This is a genomic window from uncultured Aquimarina sp., assembly GCF_947500065.1.
Taxonomy (GTDB): Bacteria; Bacteroidota; Bacteroidia; order Flavobacteriales; family Flavobacteriaceae; genus Aquimarina.
In genome coordinates this window covers 138,551-163,286 of record NZ_CANMQT010000010.1, presented here as the reverse complement: position 1 = coordinate 163,286, position 24,736 = coordinate 138,551, and the positions used below count along the sequence as shown (strand labels likewise).

The window sequence follows — 24,736 nt, the reverse complement described above, 5'->3', positions numbered from 1 at the left end:
TAGAGGTATGGCGTATTTAGAATTAAGAAATGTATCCAAATCTTTTGGAACCGGAAAAGATCGTACGCAGGTGCTTTCTAATATCAACTTAGAAATTGAAGAAGGAGAGTTTGTAGCGATTGTTGGGTTTACAGGTAGTGGAAAGACAACACTAGTTAATCTTATATCTGGATTATTGATGCCTGATGAGGGGCAGGTTTTATTCAAAGGAGAACCTGTAACAGGTCCCAGTCATGAACGAGGAGTGATTTTTCAGAATTATTCACTATTACCTTGGTTGAATGTTCGGAATAATGTAGGTATGGCAGTAAAGGAAGCGTTTAGAAAAATGTCTAAAAAGGATAGAAATAAGCGTATAGAGGATTATGTTGAAATGGTTAATCTTTCACCAGCAATAGGGAAGCTTCCAAAAGAACTTTCTGGTGGTATGAGACAACGAGTATCTGTTACCAGAGCATTATCTATGAGCCCGGATATGATTTTGATGGATGAACCGTTAAGTGCTTTGGATGCTCTAACTAGAGGAAATTTACAACAAGAGATTCTAAAGATTTGGAACAAGGATAAAAAGACAGCTTTGTTGATTACTAATGATGTAGATGAAGGGATTTTAATGGCTGATCGTATTATTCCTCTAAAACCTGGGCCTAAAGCGACACTGGGGCCAGAATATAAGATTAATTTAGAACGACCTAGGGATAAAACAGCCCTTAATCATAACGATGAGTATAAACAACTTCGTAATAGTATCATGGAGTATCTTATACAGATTGGAGAACAAAGAGCTTCTAAAAAAGATAATGGGTATGTGTTACCGGATATTAAGCCAAGAATAAAGTCTTTACCGTTTAAAAGAATAAGTTTTAGTTAAAAAAGAGCGTAATGGATACATTAGAACAATTAGAAGTAAGAAGATCTGATAATGGATTGTTTGAAGATAAATATATGTTGGATATTTCTCAATTAACTAAAATTTACCCAACTCCGAAAGGGGATTATGTAGTTTTAGATGATCTTGATTTAAAGGTGAAACATGAAGAATTTATATCTATAATTGGTCATTCTGGTTGCGGGAAATCAACATTATTGACAATGATTGCTGGTCTCAATCCTATTTCTAGGGGGACTATAGTGGCTAATAATCAAACTATCAAAGGTCCTGGGCCTGATCGAGGAGTTATATTCCAGTCTCCAAGTTTATTGCCTTGGATGACCGCATATGAAAATGTAATGTTAGGAGTTAAACAAGTATTTGCCCATGGAACTAAAAAGGATAGAGATGATATTGTGAAATATTACTTGTCAAAAGTGGGTCTTGAAGATGCTATGTATAAAAAGGCAAAAGATTTGTCTCAAGGAATGCAGCAACGGGTAGGGATTGCAAGAGCATTTGCTCTTAAACCAAAGGTGTTGCTGTTGGATGAACCATTCGGAATGTTAGATTCTCTCACAAGAGGAGAGTTGCAGGATGTGCTTATAGAAGTTTGGAATCAAGAAAAAATTACGGCCATTATGATAACACACGATGTGGATGAGTCTATTTTCTTAGCGGATCGAGTGATTATGATGACAAGTGGTCCAAGAGCTAAGGTTGGGGATATACTCGAAATTGATTTTGAACGCCCTCGTTTAAGAAAAGATGTTTTGGATCATCCGGACTATTATAAGTATAGAGAGCATTTGATTAATTTTCTGGAACATTAATAGTACTTAGAAAAGAGTATATAATTTTAATAACACCTCATTTTGCTGTTTACACTTAAACAGCAAAATGAGGTGTTTGTTTGTTATTCTTTTTGAAAAGAAAGGATTTAGATTGTTTTTCTTGCTTATTAAGCTTAGTGAATTTTAAAATTTCTTTATTTCAAATTATAAAAAAAATAATTTATTGAAACATTTTTTTGCTAAAATGTAATTATTTGTGTTGTTGGGTATTTTTTTAGGGGTCATTTGTGTTTTTAATCGTTTTATGTATAGATTTGTATTGTTTTTATAGGGTTGATCATGATAAAAATAGCTTTATGCGTATGATTACCCTTAAAAAATAGGGGTGTTTTTTAAATTTTAAAAACAAGAAGCATGAATATAGAAGAATTGATAACTGTATCAATTACGGAGTTTTTAGATATTGAGGTCCATAGGGATACTGGAAACCTTGATTTTTCTTCGAAAATTGAAATAGTAAAAAAACGTATAACAAGCAAGGTTAAAAATAGTCCTGATGCTTATGGAATGGTAAATGGATTAGGAGGCTATGAATATGAAATGTTTTTTAGCAGTAATCCTAATGATATGATTAAAATTGATGGATGGATTCCTATTGATACAAGTAGGATTGAAAAAGCAGACAAAATAGATGAATACATAGAAATAGGGCTGTTAAGAAGAATAGGCAGCTCTTTAAACTAACAAACATTAGTTATTAAATTACGGTTAATAATATGTTACGTTTAACCATTTCTTTATAAGTAAATATGAACCCAAAAATAATATGAATTATGAAAGTAGATGAACTAATTGCCGAAGCTATCACAGAATTTTTAGATGTAGAGATAGATGTTGATACAGAAAACCTAAATTTTGCATCCAAAATAGAAATAGTAAAGAAGCGGATCACTAATAAAGTTAAGAATAACCCACATTCCTATGGGGTTAATAATAACTCAGAAACGTATGAATACGAAATGTTTTTTAGTAGCAACCCTAATGATATGATTAAGATTGATGGGTGGATACCGATTGATACGGGTAAGATAGAAAAAGCTGATAAGATTGCAGAGTATATAGAAATAGGTTTATTGAGAAGAATTGAAAAAGCAGCCTAAGCTGTAACGTTATAGTTCATAAATTTTTCCAAAAAGAAACAAGTTTTAACCTCCGTTTATGGAATATTGGTATATTTAATCTAATATTTGCTTAGGCGGATTTTTTTTGACCAGAAAATTAATTAATATTTAAAAATATATAGTAGGAGCTGTCCTAACAATTTAGTGTTTGAAACCTTAAAGACTAGTAGCTTTAAGTGTTTCTTGTGTTGCCGGTTATGAGAAGTTGTAACCGGCTTTTTTGTACTTGTGAGTTAATAAAAGTTATCCCCTTATAATTCAATAATCATTTTTTAAAGACACATATTTTATTGAATTCGTAATTCTTACCGATCTGCAGGAGAAAAAGGTTTTGGAGTTATGTGAAATACGTATTAATACTTAGTTTTGAGAGGAAACTTGAGTATTTTTAAATTGATATATGACTGTATTTAAATCTTATAAAACTACCTGTTCGTATTGTGGTGTTGGCTGCGGAATAATAGCTAAAAAAGATGCTAAGGGAGTGATTACAGTAGAAGGAGATCCTGATCATCCTGTGAACAAAGGAATGCTATGTTCTAAAGGAATGAATTTACATCATGTGGTTCAGGATAAGAGTGATAGAATTCTGTATCCAGAGATGAGGTGGAGTAAAGGACATGAACTCCAACGAGTATCCTGGGATCAGGCTTTTGATCGTGCAACGGCAGTTTTTAATACAATTATTGATAAATATGGACCAGATAGTGTTGGGTTTTATGTTTCTGGACAATGTCTTACAGAGGAATATTATCTGGTAAATAAGCTTACCAAAGGATTTATTGGAACGAATAATATAGATACTAATTCTAGATTATGTATGAGCTCTGCGGTTGTTGGTTACAAGCAAGCGTTAGGAGAGGATAGTGTTCCGATTGCTTATGATGACATAGAATTATCGGATTGTTTTATGATTGCCGGAGCTAATCCTGCTTGGTGTCACCCAATTTTGTATAGAAGAATAGAGGCACATAAGGAGCAAAATCCAGACACTAAGATTATCGTAGTAGATCCAAGAAAAACACAATCTTGTGATATTGCAGATCTACATTTGCAGATAATACCCGGAACAGACGTTGTATTATATAATGCTATCGCTAAACGATTAATCGATCGAAGAAAAATCGATAAAAATTTCATAACAAATCACACCGATAATTACGAATTGCTAAAACAATCTTTGCAAGCCACTTCGTTAACAGAAGCAGCAAAAGTTTGTGGAGTCACAGTGGCGGATATTAAAAAAGCAGCTTCCTATATAAGTAATGCTAAAGGATTCATAACGCTGTGGGCTATGGGACTAAATCAAAGTTCTATAGGAGTAAATAAAAATAATGCACTTTTAAATCTTTCCTTACTTACTGGTCATATCGGAAAACCTGGATCAGGTCCTTTTTCATTAACCGGTCAACCCAATGCTATGGGAGGTAGAGAGGTAGGAGGAATGGCTAATTTACTGGCTGCTCATAAAGATTTAAGTAATAAAGAACATAGAACACAGGTTGCTAATTTTTGGGGAGGAAAAGAAATTTCAGAGAAACCTGGATTGACCGCAACAGAAATGTTTGACGCACTTGAAAGTGGAAAACTAAAAGCTGTATGGATCATTTGTACCAATCCACTAGTCAGTCTTCCTAATGCTAATAAAGTTGAAAAAGCGCTTCAAAAAGCCAAATTTGTTGTTGTACAGGATATTTCGCATCGCTCAGAAACTTTAGAATATGCAGATTTAGTATTGCCTGCTGCGGGTTGGGCAGAAAAAGAAGGAACTATGACTAATAGCGAACGTCGTATTACCTATCTAAATAAAGTGGTGGATCCACCAGGAGAAGCATTACCCGATTCAGAAATTCTATGGAAGTTTGCTCAACGAATGGGGTATAGAGGGTTTGATTATACATCTGTAGAAGAAGTGTATAAGGAACATTGTCAATTGACGAAAGGAACCAATATTGATATTACGGGTTTAAATTATGACCGATTAAAAAATGAAGGTAGTTTTCAATGGCCAGTGCCAGAAAGCAGCCATTCGGGAACAGCTCGCTTATTTGAAGATAAACGGTTTTATACCGATACCGGAAATGCGAAGTTTGTAGTACCGAGATTTACCAAACCAACTTCAGAATTATTAACAGAGAAACACCCATTGATTTTAACAACAGGTAGAGTTCGTGATCAATGGCATACCAGAACTAAAACAGGAAAGGTCAACAGACTACTAACGCACATTCCTCATCCTTTTTTGGAAATCAATCAAGTAGATGCTTTTCTCCGAAAGATTAAAGATGGTGATATTGCTGTGGTAGAAAGTAAACGTGGAAAAGTACAGGTTAAAGTAAAAGTAACAGATACGCTAGGCAAAGGAGTCGTATTCTTACCCATGCATTGGGGTAAAGTTTTAGGAAACGACTATGGTAGAGCCAATAATCTAACAACCAGTATTATTGATCCCGTTTCTAAAGAACCTGATTTTAAGTTCTCCGCAGTACAGGTTTCAAAATTTATAAAAGAAAAACAAAAGATTTGCATCATTGGGGCAGGTACTGCTGCATATCGTTTTATACAAACATATCGAGAGTATAATACGGAAGATGATATTACAGTATTTTCTAAAGAGCCATATCCTTTTTATAACCGTGTTTTATTACCAGAATATGTGAGCGAAGAACTTACATGGGAACAGTTGCAGAAGATGAGAGAAGGAAGTATGGAATCTCTTAATGTTAATTTATCCACAAGCAATCCAATAGCTGAGATCAATAGAGAAGAAAAGTACCTTGTAGACAGTAAAGGAGAAAAACACGATTACGATATAGTGTTAATGGCAACAGGTAGTCGTGCTTTTGTGCCAAAAGAAGTACCTATTCACTTACCAGGAAGGTTTACTATGAGAGATCGCGGTGATGCGGACAAGTTAAAAAACTATTTGGATGATACTGGCTTACCAGAAAAGGAACAACATGTTACGATTGTGGGAGGTGGATTATTAGGTTTAGAGCTGGCAGCTGCATTACGCAAAAAAGAAGTGAAAATCACTATTATTCAAAGAGGTAACCGTTTAATGGAGCGTCAGTTAGATATTGTGGCAAGTCGTTTGTTAGCAGAAGATGTACGTGAAAAAGGAATACAAATTCATTTTGATAACGAAGTAGATACTGTTTTTAATAAAGATTCTGGATCATTATTGGTGAATCTTAAATCGGGAAAATCTTTTTCTTGTAATGCAGTTGTTTATTCTATAGGTACGATTCCTAATATTGATTTAGCAAAAGCTGTTGGTGTAAATTGTCGAAGAGGAATTGTTGTTAATCAATATTTGCAATCTAGTGATCCAGATATATTTGCGGTAGGAGAGATTGCCGAATTTGAAGGTAATTTATTTGGGATTACTGCAGCCGCAGAACAACAAGCGGATATTGTTGCCAAGTATCTTTTAGGGGATTTTAGTGCTATTTATAAAGGATCTGTATTTATGAATATTCTAAAATTTGAAGATTTAGACCTTTGCAGTATCGGTAATATCGATATGCCAAAAGATGATCCATCGTATGAAGAAGTGATTTTTATGGATGTCGGAAAGCGATTTTATAAGAAATGTATCATTAAAAACGATTGGTTGGTTGGTGCCATCTTGATGGGTGATAAGAGTGAATTTGCAGATTTTAAAAGGCTAATCGAAGAGAAAATAGAATTGTCCGAAAAAAGAGAAGAACTACTAAGATCATCAAAACCAGATGAACCCGTATTAGGAAAATTGATTTGTTCATGTAGTCAGGTGGGAGAAGGTAATTTAGAAGAAGCTATAAAATCCGGATGTGAAGATTTTTCAGAACTGTGTTTAAAGACTGGAGCTGGATTAGGTTGTGGTAGCTGTAAACCAGAAATAAAAGAAGTGCTAAATAAAGTAATGCAATTAGCTTAGGTATGGAAGAGTTTATGCATCGAGTAAATATTAAAGGAGGAATGTTATCACCTAGCGAATTGCAGCGTATTATTGTATATGCTGAAGATTTGGGGTTGGATACTTTTCATTTTGGATCCAGACAAGATATTATTTTTCCATCTAAAGATCCTAAAGGTAGTATAGTGTCTGAAAATGAATCATTCAATTCTGATTTTTTCGCACCAGAAACAGAACAAAATATAAGTTGTTCTTACGTTTCTATAGATATTTTTAATTCTACAGTTTGGTTGCGTGGCACAACCTATTTATATGTTTTAGAGCAATTTAGATATAAACCAAAATTAAAAGTAAATATTACCGATCCTCAACAGCAAATGGTTTCCTTGTTTTCTGGAGATCTGAATTTTATCGCATCTGCTCACGAAGATTATTGGTATTTATTTTTAAAATTACCTGGTTGGGAAGAAGTATTTTATCCCGTTTTAATATTTACATGGGATATCGCTAAAGTTGCTCAAGAAATTGAAAATATATATCAGAAAGTAGAAAATGTTGATGAGCTTTTTCAGTTCCTTAATGAGAGTATCGATACAAATAATAGGGTTATAGAAAAACCACTCAGCGTTAGCTTTAAACCTTTTCCTTATTATGAAGGAATGAATAAAATGGGAATCAATCAATACTGGTTAGGACTGTATTGGCGAAATAATCAATACGATCTTGTATTCCTAAAAGCACTGTGTGAATTTTGTATTGAATATCGTATTGGTAAAATATGCTTAACACCTTGGAAATCTTTTGTAATTAAGGGGATTCCTAAAGAATGTAAGTTAGCGCTAGAAAAGCTTTTAGGACAGTTTGGGATTAATGTACGTCATTCTGCTTTAGAATTAAATTGGCATTTGCCAGTTGCTAATCAAAAAGCTTTAGATCTTAAGAAGTTTTTGGTTATGAATTTTGACCAAAATGATATCAGTACTTATGGCATGACCTTTACGATAAGTATTAGGAGAAATCAAAAAAGATATTTTACATCGGTTGTTATTGAAGAAAATAAAACACCAAAAGCAGTAAAAGATTTTGTGATCAGACCAACATATAATGTTTTATATGCTAAAAAGTTTGATCCCAATACACGTAAGTATATTGTATATGCACAGGATATAGATCAGATGGATTTGCCTGCTATATTATTGGAGCTTACTAAAACATATTTCCAGAATCTGGGAGAAGGAGATGAAGAAAGTTTTGTAGGTGTTTCTGCTAAGAAAGAGAAAATGGAAATCGAAGTTTTTCAATGTAAAGATTGCCAGACAATATACGATCCATCTGTTGGCGATCTTGTATCAGATATTCCAGTAGGAACCGAGTTTATAGATTTACCAGAATCCTATCAATGCGCACTTTGTGATGCTTCTAAAGATAATTTCGAAAACATGACACTAGAGGTGTTTTAGTAAACCAAATAATATTATTTATTATGAAAATCCCGATTAGGAATTAAAGCATCTTCCTGAACATAGAGATCAACAATAGTTCGTACTTGACCGGAAAATTGCGCATGCCTATATCGTAATTGCAAACTATCTTTATTGAGATATGTAATCTGAAAAAACTTATAATCTTTTTCGATATTCATGAGCTCAGGAAGTTGATCACTTTTTAGTTTAATAAAGTAATGACCTTCTTTGTTTTGTGTGATTTTCCAATTAGCGATAAGCGAAGGACCACAGTCATGTTGATCTCCATTATTATCTTTCATTATCATATTTGGAGAATATGTAGTTCTATAAGATAAAAAGCAACCAGCCATATTCATTCTGGTACCATCATTATGTCGTTTAGCAATTTTCCAGGTTTTACCAGATACTCCTGCGATAAGTTCTTCTGAGTTTTTAGGAATTTGATAGGGTTCTTTATTTCCGTCAGAACAAGAGTAGCTTACTAGTAATAGGATAGTCAATAATAGTATTGGATAGTTTGTTCTCATAAGATGAAGATTAATGATTTTATCTTATCAAAAACTGTTCCCATCTAAAGGGGGCTCTTCTTCTAAGAGAGGATAGGATATTTGGATAAACTTAGCAGAACTTTTTTTTCGTGAGATTATAATCTTACCAGAAAAAAGAAGCTTTATTCATCTAAAATGTCAAAACCTCATAATTCTCAAAGGATTAATTGAAAATTTAGCTTCGTTGTAATTAAATTTTTCTCTTCATTTTTTATAAACCTAACAAAAGACTTTTGAAAGCTATGAAAATAGAGTGTAACCAATTGTTAGATAGGTGTTTGTTTTTAATTTAAATCGTTTTGAAATCACCTTAAATTCAATATTCAGGATACTTTTTAGAAATAAAAAAGAAAAAAAAGCAAGAATTACAGGTAACGTTTCTTTTTCTCAAGACACATACGTATAGGAAAACAAATAATAGGTGATCATAAATAATATAAAAAGAGCTAAAAACTGCATTTATAAAATGTTAAAGTTTAGTTTTTAATTTAATTAAAAAGGTTGTTTTTGTGTTGTTGATCTTGTTTTTAAAACGATCATCCGATACTAGATAAAGGAACACTAGATCGTTGGATAAATGAAAGATTACCTATTGTATAGACGGGGGTTTTCCCGTAAGTTTGCCGCCGGAAAAATTGAAAAGGGATTATTAACTATTAGTTATTTTTTTATGAGAAACATCACCACATTACTCATTATTATTATGAGTACGTGCATTTACGGACAACAGGAGTATTATGGAGGCTATACGCCATCAGCAACAACAGCTCCTACAGCTGCCAAAGTTACTGCTGCTGGAGGTGCTACAGTAAACCGTGCTACCGGTACCGTACAACAAGCAGTACCTATTCACACCATTAGTCAGAATGGAGTGAGCTGGAATGTAGGATTGCAATACAGTTACTCTGGCCTTCAGGTAATGGCAGAACCATCTCCCATTGGACTTGGTTGGGATCTAGCTGCTACAGGAATGGTATCTAGAGAAGTTCGCGGATTACCAGATGATCATCCTAAGGGATATTATGGGTCACAAAATATTCGGGAGCAATTCCATCTTAATACCTATTATGATTTTAATCCTTTAGGTGTCAGTTTGGATGATCCTGATTATCTACGTCCTCATTATACTGAAACCGATAATAAAAAAGTAATTAAAGAACATCATGCCTATTTATTAGCACAGGGATTAGCGGATGGGGAGCCCGATGTATTTAGAGTAAATGCTGGACGATTAAATTTCACATTTAAATTGGGTGAAAATCTTCAACCAGTATTATTATCACATCATAATGCTAAAGTAACATTTAGTTGGAATCAGATCGAAGTAACCGATTCTGAAGGGGTGCGATATGTTTTTGCGAATAAAGAAGTTTTTACTCCGGTACCAGAAGATGATATTTTTCATACTGGGATTAATGGGCAACAACAAATACTACCTATAGAACCAATCTATTCATATACACGTAGCTGGTATTTAACCAGTATTATACCACCGAATACAACCAAAGAAATTACGTTTAATTATCAAGATCATCTATTCCAAACAAAGGCATTCTTACCTAAAATATATTCTTATAAAGGATTACAATCAGAATTCTTGATAGGACTAAGTAAAGAAATTGAGTTACTTAGTGGAGTAGGAGATCAACAACAAGATTTAGAATATGGACAAGATCCTTATGTATACACACATACACGATTGGATGTAGATGTCACTAAGCCAGTATTATCCAATATTACTTTTGCCGAAGGTTCCTTGAATTTTATAACCAAAATGGTTCCAACGGGTATGCAACATCAGTATGAACGTATCGAATTAAAGGATTTTCATAATACATTGATCAATAGCTATTCATTGACTACTTCAGGAAACAGACGATTATTAACTGATGTTACTATTAATGGTGAATTTGCCTATGGTTTTGAGTATTATCATCAAAATGATCCGAATGCAATCCCTGCATATGCATTTGATCAGGACGAGGTGTTTTCTAAGATGGATTACTGGGGATTCTATACAGGAGCGCAAGCTACTGAAGATGTATTAGAAGCATCAGAGGGAAATGATCCTGTGTTTAATGCTACAGTAGCTGGCGCATTACAGCGAATTCGATATAAAACAGGAGGATATACGGATATTATGTATGAAGCCAATGTATTGCCCAGAGTCATTGATTATACGCCTCATTCGGCAACTTCTTTTGATTATATACATAATTTTGAATTAAAAAGTATTGGAGCAAATAGTATCGGTGTTCCACAAGAAAAAGCTATTACCAGAACTTTTGATACCCCTACCCAAATATCTATCGGCCATATAGCCAAAACCACTGAAATCGGAGGTGCAGTACAAGTAAAAATTTTCAAACACGGATCCAATCCATCTGTGACTTCATATTACGACCAGACACTAACCAGTTTTGCTCCCTACCTCAATTTGGATATCAAAGCAGATCCTAATGAACAACTAGATGATTATATCCCCTTTAATACGAGTAGAGGTGGATCTCTTACGATCCAGCCAGGGACTTACACATTTTATGTGCAAACCAATCACGGATCAGAAGCTTCTATTTTTGTGAATTATTTAGACCAATCTAGATATCGAAAAGAATCCTACGATCGTCCGTATGGTGGGATTAGAGTCGCTAGTATTAAAAGTACTGCAACAGATACTGGTGAGTATACTGTTAAAGAATTTTCTTATACGGATGACAATTTATTATCTAGTGGAAAAGTATACTCCGTATTACAAGAACTACCAAAAGAAATTATTGACAATGAAATTAGAACAGATTTGGTCAATTTTAAATATCCTTTTTATGTAGAAAATCGTGGAGTACCAATGTATTATAGCCAAGTAAGCGAATCGATAGTGTCTACGAATGATGGAACTAAAAACGGAAAAACGGTATACACCTTCGAGGAGCCGTATTTCTTTGCTTCAGAATTAGATTTTAGAACCAAAGAGTTTTATGATCGTATGCCTAAAGGAAGTAATGAATCAGGAATTCGTATTGCAGCTACCAAAGCCTATAAGTTTAAAACAGATTTAGAAATTGGTGCCAAAGAAATATTGATTTCAGAAAAAACATATGATTATGAACCTGTAGTAGTAAATAGAGATGCTTTCGGAAATTCTTTGGATGCTAACTATCCGTATGCAATCAAAGTAATCTCTAAGACTGGTGTAAAAAGAAATATGCATTATCCAGATTGGATTCCATGGCAATATCAATTAGGAAAACTTTCAAATATTCCGGTGATCCTATTACAAGATTTTGAAGACAAATATATCAACGGGACACAGGCTGAATTCGAAAACTATGCTAAGTCATTGGTAAGCGCTACGGGATCACATTCAAATAGTCTTCCTGGAAGTGGATTAAGACAAATGGCAGCCGGAGTTAGTAATGTGGAGATAGAACATCTTCCAGGATGGCAATTGACATCTAGTTTAGATGATGCAATTAAGCATGAACTATATACCACCTTAGAATATAAGGAAACTAATGTGCAATATCTAAGGAGTAAGGTAACTACCAAAACCTATTCAGATATTGATCCTAATCAGTTTGCTACAACGGTTCAGGAATATGCCTATGATAATAACAATCAACTTATAGAACAAACCACTACGGATTCTAAAGGCGATAGTAAAAAAGTGAATTATTTTTATCCGTACCATCCACAAGTGAACGAAAATATACTAATCACAGATAACAGAATTTCATCACCTGTGAAAACAGAAACTTATCATCAAAACCAAAAGCAGAGTACGGCTTTGGTCAACTTTAAGCAGTGGGATACAGGTGAATATCTTCCAGAAACAATACAAGCGGCTAAAGAAGATACCAGTCTGAGGGATCAAACGGTATATCATAAGTATGATGGAAATGGGAATCCATTAGAAACATCCGCAAGAGAAGGAGTTCATACCATTTATGTTTGGGGATACCAAGAAACAGCACCGATCGCTGTGATTGCTAATGCTACCTATGAAGGAATGCCACAAGACGTAAAAAACCTAATAGCAGCAGCACAATTAGCATCCAACGATGATAAAAATCCTACTTCAGAACTAGCATTGCGCACTGCATTGCAAGAACTACGTTCTCATACGTATTTCAACAATAAACAGATGGTTACCTATACCTATGATCCACTTATTGGAATGACCAGTCAAACCGATCCAAGAGGCTATACGATGTATTATGAATATGATAGCCAACATCGATTACAGTTTGTAAAAGATGAACGCGGTAATTTGATATCTGAGAATCAATATAAGTATAAAAGTAATTAAACAACAGAAGAACAGATGAATACTAAATATATATACCTTATACTGATATTTTTCACAACACTTCCTACTGTTGCTCAGTTAGGTGGTCCTGGAGATGGTATCCTTATAGGACCTGACGGAGATAAAATAACATACTACAGAGATGCTGATGGAGACGGTTATGGAAATAATAATACCTTAAGCCTGGATATTAAATATGCTCCTACGTCTGGATATGTTTCCAATCATACCGACTGTGATGATACCAAAGCCAGTATAAATCCAGGGATTACCTGGTATCGCGATATTGATGGAGACGGTTATGGAACTAATTCAATAACTAAAAAACAATGTTATCAACCCTCAGGTTATGTAAGTGCTGGAGGCGATTATAATGATGGTAATGCATTGATTACTAATATTGCTCCCCGTAATTTTTATAGGGATGCTGATGGAGATAGTTATGGAGATTATAGTGTTAAAACATATCGTAGTGTAAGACCTAACGGATATGTAACTAATAATAAAGATTGTAATGATAGTAATGCATCCCTTAATTTATTAAAAACCTGGTACCGAGATAGTGATGGCGATGGCTATGGTAGTGAATATCTTGGATCTATTGTTATAGGACAAGCACCTAGACAATCTTGTGCGCAACCTAGCGGATATGTGCTGAACAAATTGGATTGTAATGATAGTAATGCTGCCATCCGTCCAAATACAGTTTGGTATCGAGATGCCGATGGAGATGGATATGGGATTGCCAGTAGCACCAAAACAGGATGTTCTGTAGGACTTGGATATGTGTTAAATAAGCTAGATTGCAATGATAGCAATGCTTCACTAAACCCTAATACGGTTTGGTATCGAGATGCTGATAATGATGGATGGGGAAATAAGAATGTAACCAAAAAACAATGTTCTAGACCCAGTGGATATGTAAGTAATGATGATGATTACAACGATGGTACTAATCTGATCACTAATATCGCTCCTCGTAATTTTTATAGAGATGCAGACAATGATTCCTTCGGGCATCCTACCAACAAAACCTATCGTAGTACTCGCCCAAATGGTTATGTAACAAATAGTAGCGATTGTAATGATAATAGCGCAGCTATTAACCCAAACACTCTTTGGTACCGTGATGCTGATGGAGATGGGTTTGGGAACTCTTCGGTAACCAAAAAGCAATGTACACAACCTAGCGGTTATGTATTAAATGATGACGATCTTAACGATAGTAATAGTTTGATTACTACCATAACCCCAATGCATTTTTATAGAGATGCAGACAACGATACTTTCGGAAACCCTGCTAACAGTAAATACCAGAGCATACAACCAAGCGGATATGTAGTCAATAGTAGTGATTGTAATGATAACGATTCCTCTCTAAACCCAAATACTCGTTGGTATCGTGATGCTGATAATGATGGATGGGGAAATGCCTCAGTACTAAAAAAACAATGTACTCAGCCTAGTGGATATGTACGTAATAATGACGATTATGATGATAACAATAATCTGATTACCAATATCGCACCCAGAACCTTTTATGCAGATTCAGATCTAGATACTTATGGTAATCCTTCGGCAAGTATTTATCGTAGTGTACAACCTGGTAGCTATGTTACTAATAACAGCGATTGTAATGACAATGATGCAGCAATCAATCCCAATACCAAATGGTATCGTGATGCGGATGCAGATGGTTGGGGAAATGCTTCGGTAGTCAAAACACAATGTGTACAACCCTCAGGTTATGTGCGTAATGATGATGATAACGATGATAGCAATAACTTAATAACCAATATCACTCCTAGTAATTTCTATCGGGATGCTGATCAGGATACCTTTGGTACTAATACGGATAAAAAATATCAAAGTACACAACCTAGCGGTTATGTAACCGATAATAGAGATTGTGATGATAGTAATGCTTCCATCAACCCCAATACGGTATGGTATGTAGATAATGATGGAGACGGTTGGGGAAATAGGTTAGTTACCAAAACTCAATGTACGCAACCTGTCGGATATGTAGAAAATAATACGGATGTTGATGATACGACAACTCTTATAACCAATCTAACACCAAGTACTTTTTATAAAGATACAGATAATGATGGCTTTGGTGAACCAGACAATACCATACTAGCTAGTTTACAACCCGTAGGCTATGTAGGTAACTCATTAGATCAATGTCCTGATGAGATGGGTAATTATGGAGGATGTATATCAAGACCCTATAATAATGTAGTTTTTAGCGATGAGAACTATGTTTTTACCAGAGCATATCAAGCTCCAATGCAGTCCTCATCAGCTATTAAATATGATAAAGATGTTATAGAGAGTATTACCTATTTTGATGGTTTAGGTCGAGCGAAGCAACAAATAGGAATCAATGCATCTGCGATATCGTTCAATACCATAAATAATGAACTACCGATGGATTGGGCAGAAGGATCTGGAAGTACAGCATTTTTTAATCAAAATGGAGCTACAGCAGAGAATCATAGAATTCGGGACGTAGACCCTCGTGGAGAACGCTCACTTGTTTGGCGTTGTGGTAATGATGAATATAATAATGCAGATGGAGGTTGGAACACCGATTACTTTGCTGTAGATAAAAATGTAGGATATCGATATAGCGTTTGGGTAAAAAGAACAGGGTCTCAGAATGGAGCTACCTATCACGGTACCCAAAATGTAAATAACCTAAGTGGTACCGCCAATAACAATCCATATTTCTGGGCGAGTGATCTTCCAGAGCTAGATACATGGTATATGGTTGTTGGAGTAATACATCCATATCAATACGGTGGAGGTAATACAGGAGTTAGTGGAGTTTATGACATTAATGGAAATAAAGTATTAAATGGTCACGAATTTAAATGGAGAGATAATACCACCACTTCACGATTCAGAAGTTATTTATACTATAGTACTGATGTACTAACGCGTCAATATTTTTGGAAACCACTAGTGCAAAAACTGGATGGTACACAAACTAGTTTAGCCGATATTTTTAAGGATCTTAACCGAAACCCTAAAGATATTGTATCTCATATAGAATATGATCAATATGGTAGAACGACCAAAAGTTATTTGCCGTACGCTGCTGATGGCAATAAAGGAGAATATCGTGACAGTGCATTAGAAGCCTTACAAGGATTTTACAATACAAACAAGTATCAGCATACCTTAAATCCGTATAGTGAAACTATTGTTGATCAATCTCCTGCTAATCGTGTGCAAGAACAGGCAGCACCCGGTAATATCTGGGAATACGATTCCTCGAATGTTACCTATGAAAATCCAACATATACTTCGTATCCGATAACTACTTCCTATGCTAAATTTTGGGAGGCACATAAATTATTTGCTATAGCCGAAGGTTCAGAGGAGAATAATGAGGGTAGTCCTCCAAATTTATCTAATAATTATGTTAGAATAACGATCAATAATGGGGTGTTGACGCTGGATATCAAAGCAATCGATAAAGATGCTATTAACACCTTACCAACAGGTCGTTTAGATCGTTTGGATATATATCCAATAATTAAATCTATCGATTTAGGAGCAATCACCGATGCATCTGGAAATCCCACACATTATAAAGCAGGGATAGAAAACAACTATTTTGTGATCACTAAAACATCAAATAACCCTGCTCCGACAGGAGGACTGATAAGTGTACAAACGTATGATCTAACCCAAATACAAATTCTTACAGACTATGAACAGGTAGTATCCGGTAATGCAACCGTAAAATCTGGGTATGCATTAAATGTAGCCAATGAGGTAGCACGTTTTGATGTAGTGATTACGGGAGGTGTTCCTGCTTTAGTATCAAATGGGTATTATCCTTCTGGAGAACTAACTAAAGTAATCAGTAAAGACCAGAACTGGGCATTCCAAGATCAGCAAAATAGAACTACAGAAGTATTTACCAACAAATCCGGGCAATCATTATTACAGCGCTCCTATAACAATGACATTGCTCATGATACCTACTCTGTATATGATGATTTTGGGAATCTTACTTTCGTGATCCCGCCAAAAGTTGATATTACTAATGGAGTATCGGTTAGCGAGCTTGCCGAGCTATGTTATCAATATAGATATGATCAATACAATAGACTTATAGAAAAGAAAATTCCTGGAAAAGGATGGGAATATATCATATATAATAGATTAGATCAGCCAGTGATGGTGCAAGATGCTAATCAGCGTGCTGCATCGGTCAAAAAATGGATGTTTACCAAATATGATACCTATGGTCGAGTTGCTTATACAGGTACAATCATTGATTCACGTAATCGACAGGAGATACAACAAGAAGTAACAGCACTTACTGCGCCATTATGGGTAGAAAAAGGAAGTGAAGTTCTGCTTGGTGGTGTTGGTATGTATTATAATAATGACGGATACCCTAATGTGCAAGGACAAAACGCCGAAGTATTAACTATCAATTATTATGATGATTATAATTTTTTAAGTACCGAATCTTCGATATTTAACCGTCCTGATCAAGTGTATGAAAAAGACCTAGCGATCAGAACAAAATCATTAGCTACCGGTAGTAAACAAAAAACACTAGGAACCAATGATTGGTCTACATCAGTAACATATTATGATACTCAAGGAAGATCAGTGTATGCAATTGTAGAGGATGTGTATTTAAACTCTATTAATAAGGTAAAATATAAACTGGATTTTGTAGGGAAAGTAATAGAATCTACCACAACACATATAAAAGATACCACTACCCCAATAGTTACGGTAGCTACTTTTGAGTATGATCATATGGGTAGAGTACTTAATCAAAAGCAAACCATACAAGGCAATAGTGAAGAAGTAGTTGTAGAAAACACCTATGATGAGCTAAGTGCATTACAATCAAAAACTGTAGGTGGTGGATTACAAACAGTAGATTACACCTATAATATAAGAGGATGGCTCACCAGTATTAATACGCCTGATCAATTAGGTAATGATCTTTTTGCATTACAGCTTCATTATAATGATCCATTACAAAATGGTACAGCATTATATAATGGAAATATTTCTGCAATATCATGGAGAACAGCTAATGACGATACTACACGTAGTTATATGTATGAATATGATACCATGAATCGTATTACATCAGCAATTGATAATAGCGGTAGGTATAATTTATATGGCGTAAGTTATGATAAGAACGGTAATATATTGACCCTAAAAAGAAATGGAAATACCAATACAGCGGCAACCAGTTTTGGTGCGATGGATGATCTTGTGTATACCTATGCTGATACCAGTAATGAGCTTGTCAAGGTTAAGGATTATGCAGCTAGTGGCCAAGGATTTATAGAGGGTGTAGATATTGCAGAAGAATACACCTATGATGTTAATGGTAATATGATTACAGATCGTAATAAGCAGATTGCTGATATTACATATAACTATTATAATCTACCAACACAGGTAACAACCAGTACAGGAACGATTACCTATGTATATAATGCCAGCGGAGCCAAAGTAAAGAAAATTGTTACCCAAGGAAATAATACAATAACAACCGAATATGATGGAAGTTATGTATATAAAAATGGGCAGTTAGAGCATTTTGGTCATTCGGAAGGCTATATAGAACCTGATGGAAACGGAAATTATAGTTATATTTACCAATTCACAGACCATTTGGGTAATATCCGATTAAGTTACTCGGATAGAGATGGAGATGGTCGTGTAGACGTTCTTAGAAATAACATAGATGTAGATGGAGATAGTGAGAACGATCATGAGATTCTGGCAGAGAATAACTACTATCCTTTTGGTCTGCAACATAAAGGGTACAATAACCAAATATCTGGTAGGGAACATAACTATAAATACAATGGTACAGAACTGACAGAAGACTTAGGCTACAATATGTACGAGATGCCACTTAGAGCCTACGATCCTGCGATTGCCAGATGGAATCGTATTGATCCGGTAGTACATCACGGATTATCCCCTTATAATGCCTTTGATAATAATCCAGTGTTTTATGCTGATCCTAGTGGTGCTGATTCTTGGGGTCTATCTGGTGGAAACCATTATGGAGGTTTTGATGGATCAACGGGTTCTTCTATTTTTTGGGGAAGTGGAGATTCTTTTCAAAATAGTGGTTTGGATACCGATGATTTTAGTTTCTATGGTAGTAATGTGAGAGAAGGTTTAGCAGCTGCAGGGTTTATGCCTGATGCTAATAATACACCTGCTCCAATTACCTCTATTAATGGAGATAGTAATTCGGCAATAGTGTATGCTGAAGAATTAAATCATGATATATCTGATGAAGAATGGAACGCTATACAATCTCAACAGAGTTGCTGTGATGATTTACCAGAATCTTTTGAAGCATGGTTTAGCACATTATTCAATTACTTTGTTACTTCGAATGAAGAGTATGAAGAACGTGAATATCGAAGAGAAGTCTTTTTTGAAAAAGCTGAAGAGGCAAACGAGGTTGCAGAAATCTATTTAACGGGAATGGTTGAAGTAGGTACTCTTCCGTTTGGTGGAGTAGGAAAAACTCAAGGAATAAAGCAATTTTACAGTCAATTTAGATGGTTTACCAAAGGTAATTACAGGTTTAATTTAAAATTATTCACCAATTCTTTTGGAAAAGGTAAAGATGCACACCATATTTTTCCTCAAAAATTTGAAGACTTTTTTAATGGTAAAATGATCAACATTCATCATCCAGAATTTATGACGTGGTGGCAGAAAAACTCCCATAGAAGAAGTGCCAAAGAATTTAATGACATTTGGGAAGGTTATATTCAAGAAAGTCTTCATGGAGGTAATTTCAAGAGACAAGAAGTGTTAGATTTTGGGTTTGAGTTAATGAGAAATTATGGGTTTTAAATAATAATATATGTTTTATATTTTAAGAAATGCTCAAAAACGTGGAGAAGCTGTTTTAGAATGGGTTAATAAGGATTTTGAAAGATCTGATTTAATTTTGGGGAAGTCCAAGGGAGATCAACCTTCGAAGTTTAAAATAGCTATGGGTAAACGTTTATACGATGCGAATTTTTTTAACGATGGTATTAACAAATCAATATCTCAAGAATTTTTGAAAATTTTAAAGGATAATGCCTTAAAGGGTTGGGATGTTTATAACCTAGAAATGGATAAACCTAAAGATAAACGTTACGGTTTACAGGTTACAGGGCGATGTGGTAAATTGATAAAGCCAGAGCAAAAAGGTTTTTATATCGGTTATAATTTTGATCATAATAGTTGGGATGGTTCAGATTTTTTCTGTCCTGAAGGCACAGCTTTAATTTTTTGCACAGAGAAAGCAAAAGATATACTTACAAAAAGTAAAATCTCCAATATAGAATTTGAGGATATTACAAAAGTAAAAGCTTATAGCTCGGGTAAATAAACGCTAGCAAGAGCTTCTAGCAAGTTAGATGATGTTTCGGTGACTGTATTAGAAGGGTACGAACTATCAGCTATTACGGGAAGTAGTAGTTTATCAGCACTTGGACTTGGTTCCACGGGAAGAACTGTAGCAGGGAATCTAGTTGAACAAATGGCTATGCAGAGTGCAAGGTCAAATCCTAGTATAGGAGTAAGGATAATGGAAGGAATGACAGATCCACGCTGGTTAGGATGGTCTAAAATGGAATATAAAGTTAAAACTGCTGAAGGTGTAAATGCTATTATTCATTATGTTGCGAAATGGGACAAAGGAGTTTTAAAAGCAGTTGATGATTTTAAATTTAAATAATTATGAAAGTTCGTTGTTTATATAATACAGGTGAATCTTTAAGGTCTTATGAGTATAGTTCATTAGAGGAAAATATACTTGGGAGGTTTGGTGTAACTGCACATAGTGAATATGGAGACTTGGAAATAGGGAAAATTTATTCAGTAATGGGAATAATAATTTTTGAAACTTATCAGGCTTATTTAATTGATGATGATGAGTTTGTTTTCGCTTGTCCTTGTCAGTTGTTTGAAGTTATAGATAATAAAATAGATAAAAAATGGTATTTTAGATCAACCGATAAAGATGAAGATATATATCCTTTTATACAAGCTACTTTAGGATATTTTGAATTATGTGATGACAAGAAGACCTATGAGAACCTTATAATAGAGAAAGAAGCAAATGCTGAACAAGTCTATTTTAAAAGGAAAAAAGAGTTAGAAAACGAAACTAGCCCCCGATTTCCATGATTAACTGATAGTGATGATTTAAAAAATGCTCTATCGCGAGTGTTAATTAGTTATATTCCAGCTCTCCGAAGAGTGATTAGGCTCTGCGACAGTTTTTAACTTCGCAGCGTTCTGAGTGAGCGGCATGGATACTAAATAAAAGAGAAAGACCAGTTGCAGAAATGTAGCTGGTTTTTTTATTGTGCTAGTTTTTGTGTTAGATCCCCCAGCTGCCGCTAGAGTGATCGCTACCGCTAGTCTGTGACTAGTGGCGTCAACGATTGGCAGGTCAGAGTAAGCAATAAAAAGAGAAACAAAAAGCTACTAGCATGTGCATGCTAGTAGCTTTTTTATATTTTAGTAAGATGAGTAGGAATTACAAATTTCACAATAAATCAGGTTTATATTTTGTGAGTTTTGCTACAGTTTATTGGATTGATGTTTTTACTAGAGAAAAGTATCTATCTATTCCTTCACAAAGCATAGATTATTGTAGAACAGAAAAACTATGGAAGAATTATTATACAAAAAGCCCTATTATTGGTTTACAATAATAGGACTAAGAGTAAGCTGTAAAGCTATTTTAGGATTAATGTAAAATATGTAAACTTTTTTTAGGACGAGACAACATTAAAGCCACTAGTCACAGACTAGGGGGAGTGAGGGATCTAGAAAATCTATACGAAATCGTGAATAATTATTATCCGATACACTGAAAACTAATAGTATTAATATTTGTGCATATAATATAAATTATATTAAATTATCTTTGTTATGAATATAAACATGAATGTTATGGATTTACAGGCAGATATCGAATGGATATTAGAGGAGTTGAAAGATGTAAAAGATCCTACACTTATTGAGGCCTTCAAAAATATGTTGAAATATAGAAGAAAGGTAAGCGAATCATCTTATGAAATATCTGATGAACATAAAAACATCTTAGATCAACGATTAGCAGATCATAAAGCAAATCCTAATAGTGGAAGAAGTTGGAGAGAAGTAAAATCCGATCTACAATCGAAACATAGGATATAAGTTAGTTGTTAAACCTGGAGCTGAACTGGATATTACCGAAGCTCTTGAATGGTATGAGGAAAACACAGAATTATCACTTGAATTGCTGAATGAAATAGATGAAGTTCTGATTAGAATAGAAAGTGATCCTGATAACTTCCAAAAACGATATAAAGAAATTAGAATTGTATTTACGGAGCACTTCCGTTATGGAATTCATTATACAATAGAAAATAAAACAGTTTATGTACAGGCTGTTTTACATACCAGTAGAAAACCAAAAAGTTAAAACAATCCCGATGGCTCGGATATGCTAGCGCAGATTTGGAATCTGTGCTGGGTATGAGTAAGCGGTAAGAGCTTGTCTGCCAATGGGTAGATATTAAATAAGAGTAAAGACCAGTTACATTAATTTGTGGCTGGTTTTTTTATTGTGCTAGTTTTTGGACTTTACTTTTTTTATCAATGCATCGAGAGTATATAGAACAAGAAAACAAGTGTAAGTAACTGTTTTTTAAATATTGTATGGCTTTTTTGATCTTTTTGACAATTATTCAGAAGTCAATTTCTCGTATACTTGCAAAAAAAATTGAAAATTACAGGTAACATTTTTCCTCTTCAGAACACATACTTATAGAAAAGAAGATAATAATGACTTTCTAGAATTCCTACAGCGGATAGTTTATGACTAGCTGTCGTAAAATTTAGAGAGTATAAATAATAAACAAAAGTACTGACAAGTTGCATGGAATTGATGCAGCTAGTTTATCAAAACGAAGTAAAAAAAAAGATAATAATGAAAAAAAGAATACAACTAATACTAGTATTGTTGAGTGTAATTGTCCTTAGTTCTTGTAATAAGGATGATGATTCTGTGTTGGAAAACACAATGGAAATTGACGGACAATTACACTATATCAATGGAGGTTTTATAGATGGTGCACATGTACTTAATGATGATTTAACCTGGGATTTTGCCTCTATAATCACATTGTATGGTGATGGTATTAATTACGATCCTAGGTTGGCTCGATTTACTGGTCGGGGTTTTGTCATCCGTATGAAGATGCATTCTAGTATTCATGGTTTGCAGCTGGGTAATTATTCTTATTCGGAATCTGGAGAACCCTTAACTTTTAATGAGGCTGGGTATACAACTAATTTTGATGTAGACAGTGATCAAAATGAGTTAGATGCTATCATAGTATCTGGAAGTATGAGTGTTGCTCGACAAAATGAGCACACAATACATTTTAACCTTACGGATAGCGAAGGCAGGAAGATTATAGGTCATTCTGAATATTATATGTTTTAATATATTTTATACTTCATTTCTCCGAAGCGTGATTAGGTTCTGCGATAGTTTTCAACTTCGCGAGGTTCTGAGTAATCGGCACGAGCCTGTCCGCCAGCTGGTAGATCTTAAATAAAAGTAAAGACCAGTTACATTAATTTGCAGTTGGTTTTTTAAGGAGTTTTTTTAATAAACTAAAACAATAAATTATATATAGATGAAACACTTAACCGTCCTTTTTCTTTTATTCACTAGCGCTATAACATTATCCCAACAACATGAGATTATAGATAGTGATGAAATTTTGTCTTGGGATCCAGTAAGAAGGTTGACTTGGGAGGATTTTAAAGGAACCAAAGACCCTAATAAGTTTGGTTTAAATGATGCCATGACCACTTATAAGTTAGAAATCTTACCAGAGATGGTTCCTGTAGATGAAGATGATAATATCCATGGATATGACAAGATGGATATCGCTACGTACTTTTATAAAAAGAAGTCATGGATGGTAAAAAGAGATGTTAATTTATTGGTGTATGAGCAACTTCATTTTGATATTGCAGAACTGTTTGCTCGTATGATGAGAAGGGGATTTGAAGAACTAAAAAGAAAGAAGATTAGTAAGTTTAATGACTATCAAAGAGTGTATGCTGATTTCTGGAGATATTGTAAATCTTATCAACAAGAAATGAACGCAGAAACACAAAACGGTAGAGATCAGGAAGCAGTGCAACAATGGATTGATAAAATCTATAAAGAACTCAAAGAGGTAGAGGCGTATGCGAAGTAACCTCAGTTAGCCTGAGAGTACCGCTTATATGCTCGAGGTTTGACGGTTATCTGTAACTTTATTGATTTAGCGGGTTCTTTAAAACGATTTAATGGAATAAGATATTATTCAGTAAAGCTTTTCGTATTTTAGTAATATTCTATAGCTTTTAAAAACCACCACATGAAAAAATCAATATTAGATATTAAAGAGCTAACAGTATTAAACAAAAACCAGCAAAGCTTACTTTCTGGAGGTTCTGAGTTTTCTTCGCATTACAACTGCTATCCTAGTTTGGATAATGATGCATACGATGAGTGTTATTGGGAATAGTATTAATTGTTATAAAATCACTCTCATTTTTTAGAGTTGTATTGTAAGTCTTTAAAGTATATA

At 34.4% G+C, this 24,736-nt stretch carries 17 protein-coding genes and 1 pseudogene; 17 read left to right on the top strand and 1 reads right to left on the bottom strand.

The window, feature by feature from the left end; all coding sequences use genetic code 11:
• Positions 1-7: 7 nt before the first annotated feature.
• The 6 genes from Q0975_RS23005 (at position 8) to Q0975_RS22980 (ending at position 8,207) form a co-directional block, all read left to right on the top strand.
• Positions 8-871, top strand: a complete 864-nt coding sequence (locus tag Q0975_RS23005) for an ABC transporter ATP-binding protein (RefSeq protein ID WP_299441292.1) — start codon at positions 8-10, stop codon at positions 869-871.
• An 11-nt stretch (positions 872-882) separates the two neighbouring features.
• Positions 883-1,704: an ABC transporter ATP-binding protein gene (locus tag Q0975_RS23000; RefSeq protein WP_299441289.1), complete on the top strand. Its 822-nt coding sequence runs from the start codon at positions 883-885 to the stop codon at positions 1,702-1,704.
• Between the two features lie 375 nt (positions 1,705-2,079).
• Entirely contained in the window at positions 2,080-2,409 is a 330-nt protein-coding gene (locus tag Q0975_RS22995; protein ID WP_299441286.1) for a hypothetical protein, read from the top strand.
• An 89-nt stretch (positions 2,410-2,498) separates the two neighbouring features.
• Positions 2,499-2,825: a hypothetical protein gene (locus Q0975_RS22990; protein ID WP_299441283.1), complete on the top strand. Its 327-nt coding sequence runs from the start codon at positions 2,499-2,501 to the stop codon at positions 2,823-2,825.
• A 421-nt stretch (positions 2,826-3,246) separates the two neighbouring features.
• On the top strand, positions 3,247-6,768 hold the full coding sequence (locus Q0975_RS22985) for a nitrate reductase (protein WP_299441281.1): 3,522 nt from the start codon (positions 3,247-3,249) through the stop codon (positions 6,766-6,768).
• 2 nt (positions 6,769-6,770) lie between these two features.
• Positions 6,771-8,207 carry a rubredoxin gene (locus tag Q0975_RS22980; protein ID WP_299441278.1) on the top strand — a complete coding sequence of 479 codons (1,437 nt, stop codon included), beginning with the start codon at positions 6,771-6,773 and terminating at the stop codon, positions 8,205-8,207.
• Between the two features lie 14 nt (positions 8,208-8,221).
• Here the strand turns inward: Q0975_RS22980 and Q0975_RS22975 are convergent, their stop codons facing one another.
• Positions 8,222-8,740 carry a lipocalin family protein gene (locus Q0975_RS22975; RefSeq protein WP_299441275.1) on the bottom strand — a complete coding sequence of 173 codons (519 nt, stop codon included), beginning with the start codon at positions 8,738-8,740 and terminating at the stop codon, positions 8,222-8,224.
• A gap of 724 nt (positions 8,741-9,464) precedes the next feature.
• On the opposite strand from Q0975_RS22975, the gene Q0975_RS22970 reads away from it, so the two are divergent.
• The 11 genes and pseudogenes from Q0975_RS22970 to Q0975_RS22920 all read left to right on the top strand — a co-directional run bounded on the left by Q0975_RS22970 (position 9,465) and on the right by Q0975_RS22920 (position 24,673).
• A complete protein-coding gene (locus Q0975_RS22970) occupies positions 9,465-13,067 on the top strand; it encodes a hypothetical protein (RefSeq protein WP_299441273.1) in 3,603 nt (1,200 codons plus the stop codon).
• Positions 13,068-13,082: 15 nt separating this feature from the next.
• Entirely contained in the window at positions 13,083-19,952 is a 6,870-nt protein-coding gene (locus tag Q0975_RS22965; protein WP_299441270.1) for a DUF6443 domain-containing protein, read from the top strand.
• A gap of 10 nt (positions 19,953-19,962) precedes the next feature.
• Positions 19,963-20,478: a hypothetical protein gene (locus Q0975_RS22960; RefSeq protein ID WP_299441267.1), complete on the top strand. Its 516-nt coding sequence runs from the start codon at positions 19,963-19,965 to the stop codon at positions 20,476-20,478.
• A gap of 39 nt (positions 20,479-20,517) precedes the next feature.
• Positions 20,518-20,826: a hypothetical protein gene (locus Q0975_RS22955; RefSeq protein WP_299441264.1), complete on the top strand. Its 309-nt coding sequence runs from the start codon at positions 20,518-20,520 to the stop codon at positions 20,824-20,826.
• A 2-nt stretch (positions 20,827-20,828) separates the two neighbouring features.
• Positions 20,829-21,278, top strand: a complete 450-nt coding sequence (locus Q0975_RS22950) for a hypothetical protein (protein WP_299441261.1) — start codon at positions 20,829-20,831, stop codon at positions 21,276-21,278.
• A 344-nt stretch (positions 21,279-21,622) separates the two neighbouring features.
• Positions 21,623-21,763: pseudogene (locus Q0975_RS22945) on the top strand (transposase); the annotation flags it as partial.
• Between the two features lie 268 nt (positions 21,764-22,031).
• Positions 22,032-22,298: an addiction module protein gene (locus Q0975_RS22940; RefSeq protein ID WP_299441258.1), complete on the top strand. Its 267-nt coding sequence runs from the start codon at positions 22,032-22,034 to the stop codon at positions 22,296-22,298.
• Positions 22,273-22,566, top strand: a complete 294-nt coding sequence (locus Q0975_RS22935) for a type II toxin-antitoxin system RelE/ParE family toxin (protein ID WP_366889451.1) — start codon at positions 22,273-22,275, stop codon at positions 22,564-22,566. The genes Q0975_RS22940 and Q0975_RS22935 overlap by 26 nt, the downstream gene beginning before the upstream one ends.
• 507 nt (positions 22,567-23,073) lie before the next feature.
• Positions 23,074-23,592: a hypothetical protein gene (locus Q0975_RS22930; protein ID WP_299441256.1), complete on the top strand. Its 519-nt coding sequence runs from the start codon at positions 23,074-23,076 to the stop codon at positions 23,590-23,592.
• 196 nt (positions 23,593-23,788) lie between these two features.
• Positions 23,789-24,361 carry a hypothetical protein gene (locus Q0975_RS22925; protein WP_299441253.1) on the top strand — a complete coding sequence of 191 codons (573 nt, stop codon included), beginning with the start codon at positions 23,789-23,791 and terminating at the stop codon, positions 24,359-24,361.
• Positions 24,362-24,523: 162 nt separating this feature from the next.
• Entirely contained in the window at positions 24,524-24,673 is a 150-nt protein-coding gene (locus Q0975_RS22920; RefSeq protein ID WP_299441250.1) for a hypothetical protein, read from the top strand.
• Positions 24,674-24,736: the final 63 nt, after the last annotated feature.

What these genes read in the sequence shown, in the direction of transcription:
- Q0975_RS23005 (WP_299441292.1), top strand. Translation starts at nt 8, where the DNA reads ATGGCGTATTTAGAATTAAGAAATGTATCCAAATCTTTTGGAACCGGA.
- Q0975_RS23000 (WP_299441289.1), top strand. Translation starts at nt 883, where the DNA reads ATGGATACATTAGAACAATTAGAAGTAAGAAGATCTGATAATGGATTG.
- Q0975_RS22995 (WP_299441286.1), top strand. Translation starts at nt 2,080, where the DNA reads ATGAATATAGAAGAATTGATAACTGTATCAATTACGGAGTTTTTAGAT.
- Q0975_RS22990 (WP_299441283.1), top strand. Translation starts at nt 2,499, where the DNA reads ATGAAAGTAGATGAACTAATTGCCGAAGCTATCACAGAATTTTTAGAT.
- Q0975_RS22985 (WP_299441281.1), top strand. Translation starts at nt 3,247, where the DNA reads ATGACTGTATTTAAATCTTATAAAACTACCTGTTCGTATTGTGGTGTT.
- Q0975_RS22980 (WP_299441278.1), top strand. Translation starts at nt 6,771, where the DNA reads ATGGAAGAGTTTATGCATCGAGTAAATATTAAAGGAGGAATGTTATCA.
- Q0975_RS22975 (WP_299441275.1), bottom strand. Translation starts at nt 8,740, where the DNA reads ATGAGAACAAACTATCCAATACTATTATTGACTATCCTATTACTAGTA.
- Q0975_RS22970 (WP_299441273.1), top strand. Translation starts at nt 9,465, where the DNA reads ATGAGTACGTGCATTTACGGACAACAGGAGTATTATGGAGGCTATACG.
- Q0975_RS22965 (WP_299441270.1), top strand. Translation starts at nt 13,083, where the DNA reads ATGAATACTAAATATATATACCTTATACTGATATTTTTCACAACACTT.
- Q0975_RS22960 (WP_299441267.1), top strand. Translation starts at nt 19,963, where the DNA reads ATGTTTTATATTTTAAGAAATGCTCAAAAACGTGGAGAAGCTGTTTTA.
- Q0975_RS22950 (WP_299441261.1), top strand. Translation starts at nt 20,829, where the DNA reads ATGAAAGTTCGTTGTTTATATAATACAGGTGAATCTTTAAGGTCTTAT.
- Q0975_RS22940 (WP_299441258.1), top strand. Translation starts at nt 22,032, where the DNA reads ATGAATATAAACATGAATGTTATGGATTTACAGGCAGATATCGAATGG.
- Q0975_RS22930 (WP_299441256.1), top strand. Translation starts at nt 23,074, where the DNA reads ATGAAAAAAAGAATACAACTAATACTAGTATTGTTGAGTGTAATTGTC.
- Q0975_RS22925 (WP_299441253.1), top strand. Translation starts at nt 23,789, where the DNA reads ATGAAACACTTAACCGTCCTTTTTCTTTTATTCACTAGCGCTATAACA.
- Q0975_RS22920 (WP_299441250.1), top strand. Translation starts at nt 24,524, where the DNA reads ATGAAAAAATCAATATTAGATATTAAAGAGCTAACAGTATTAAACAAA.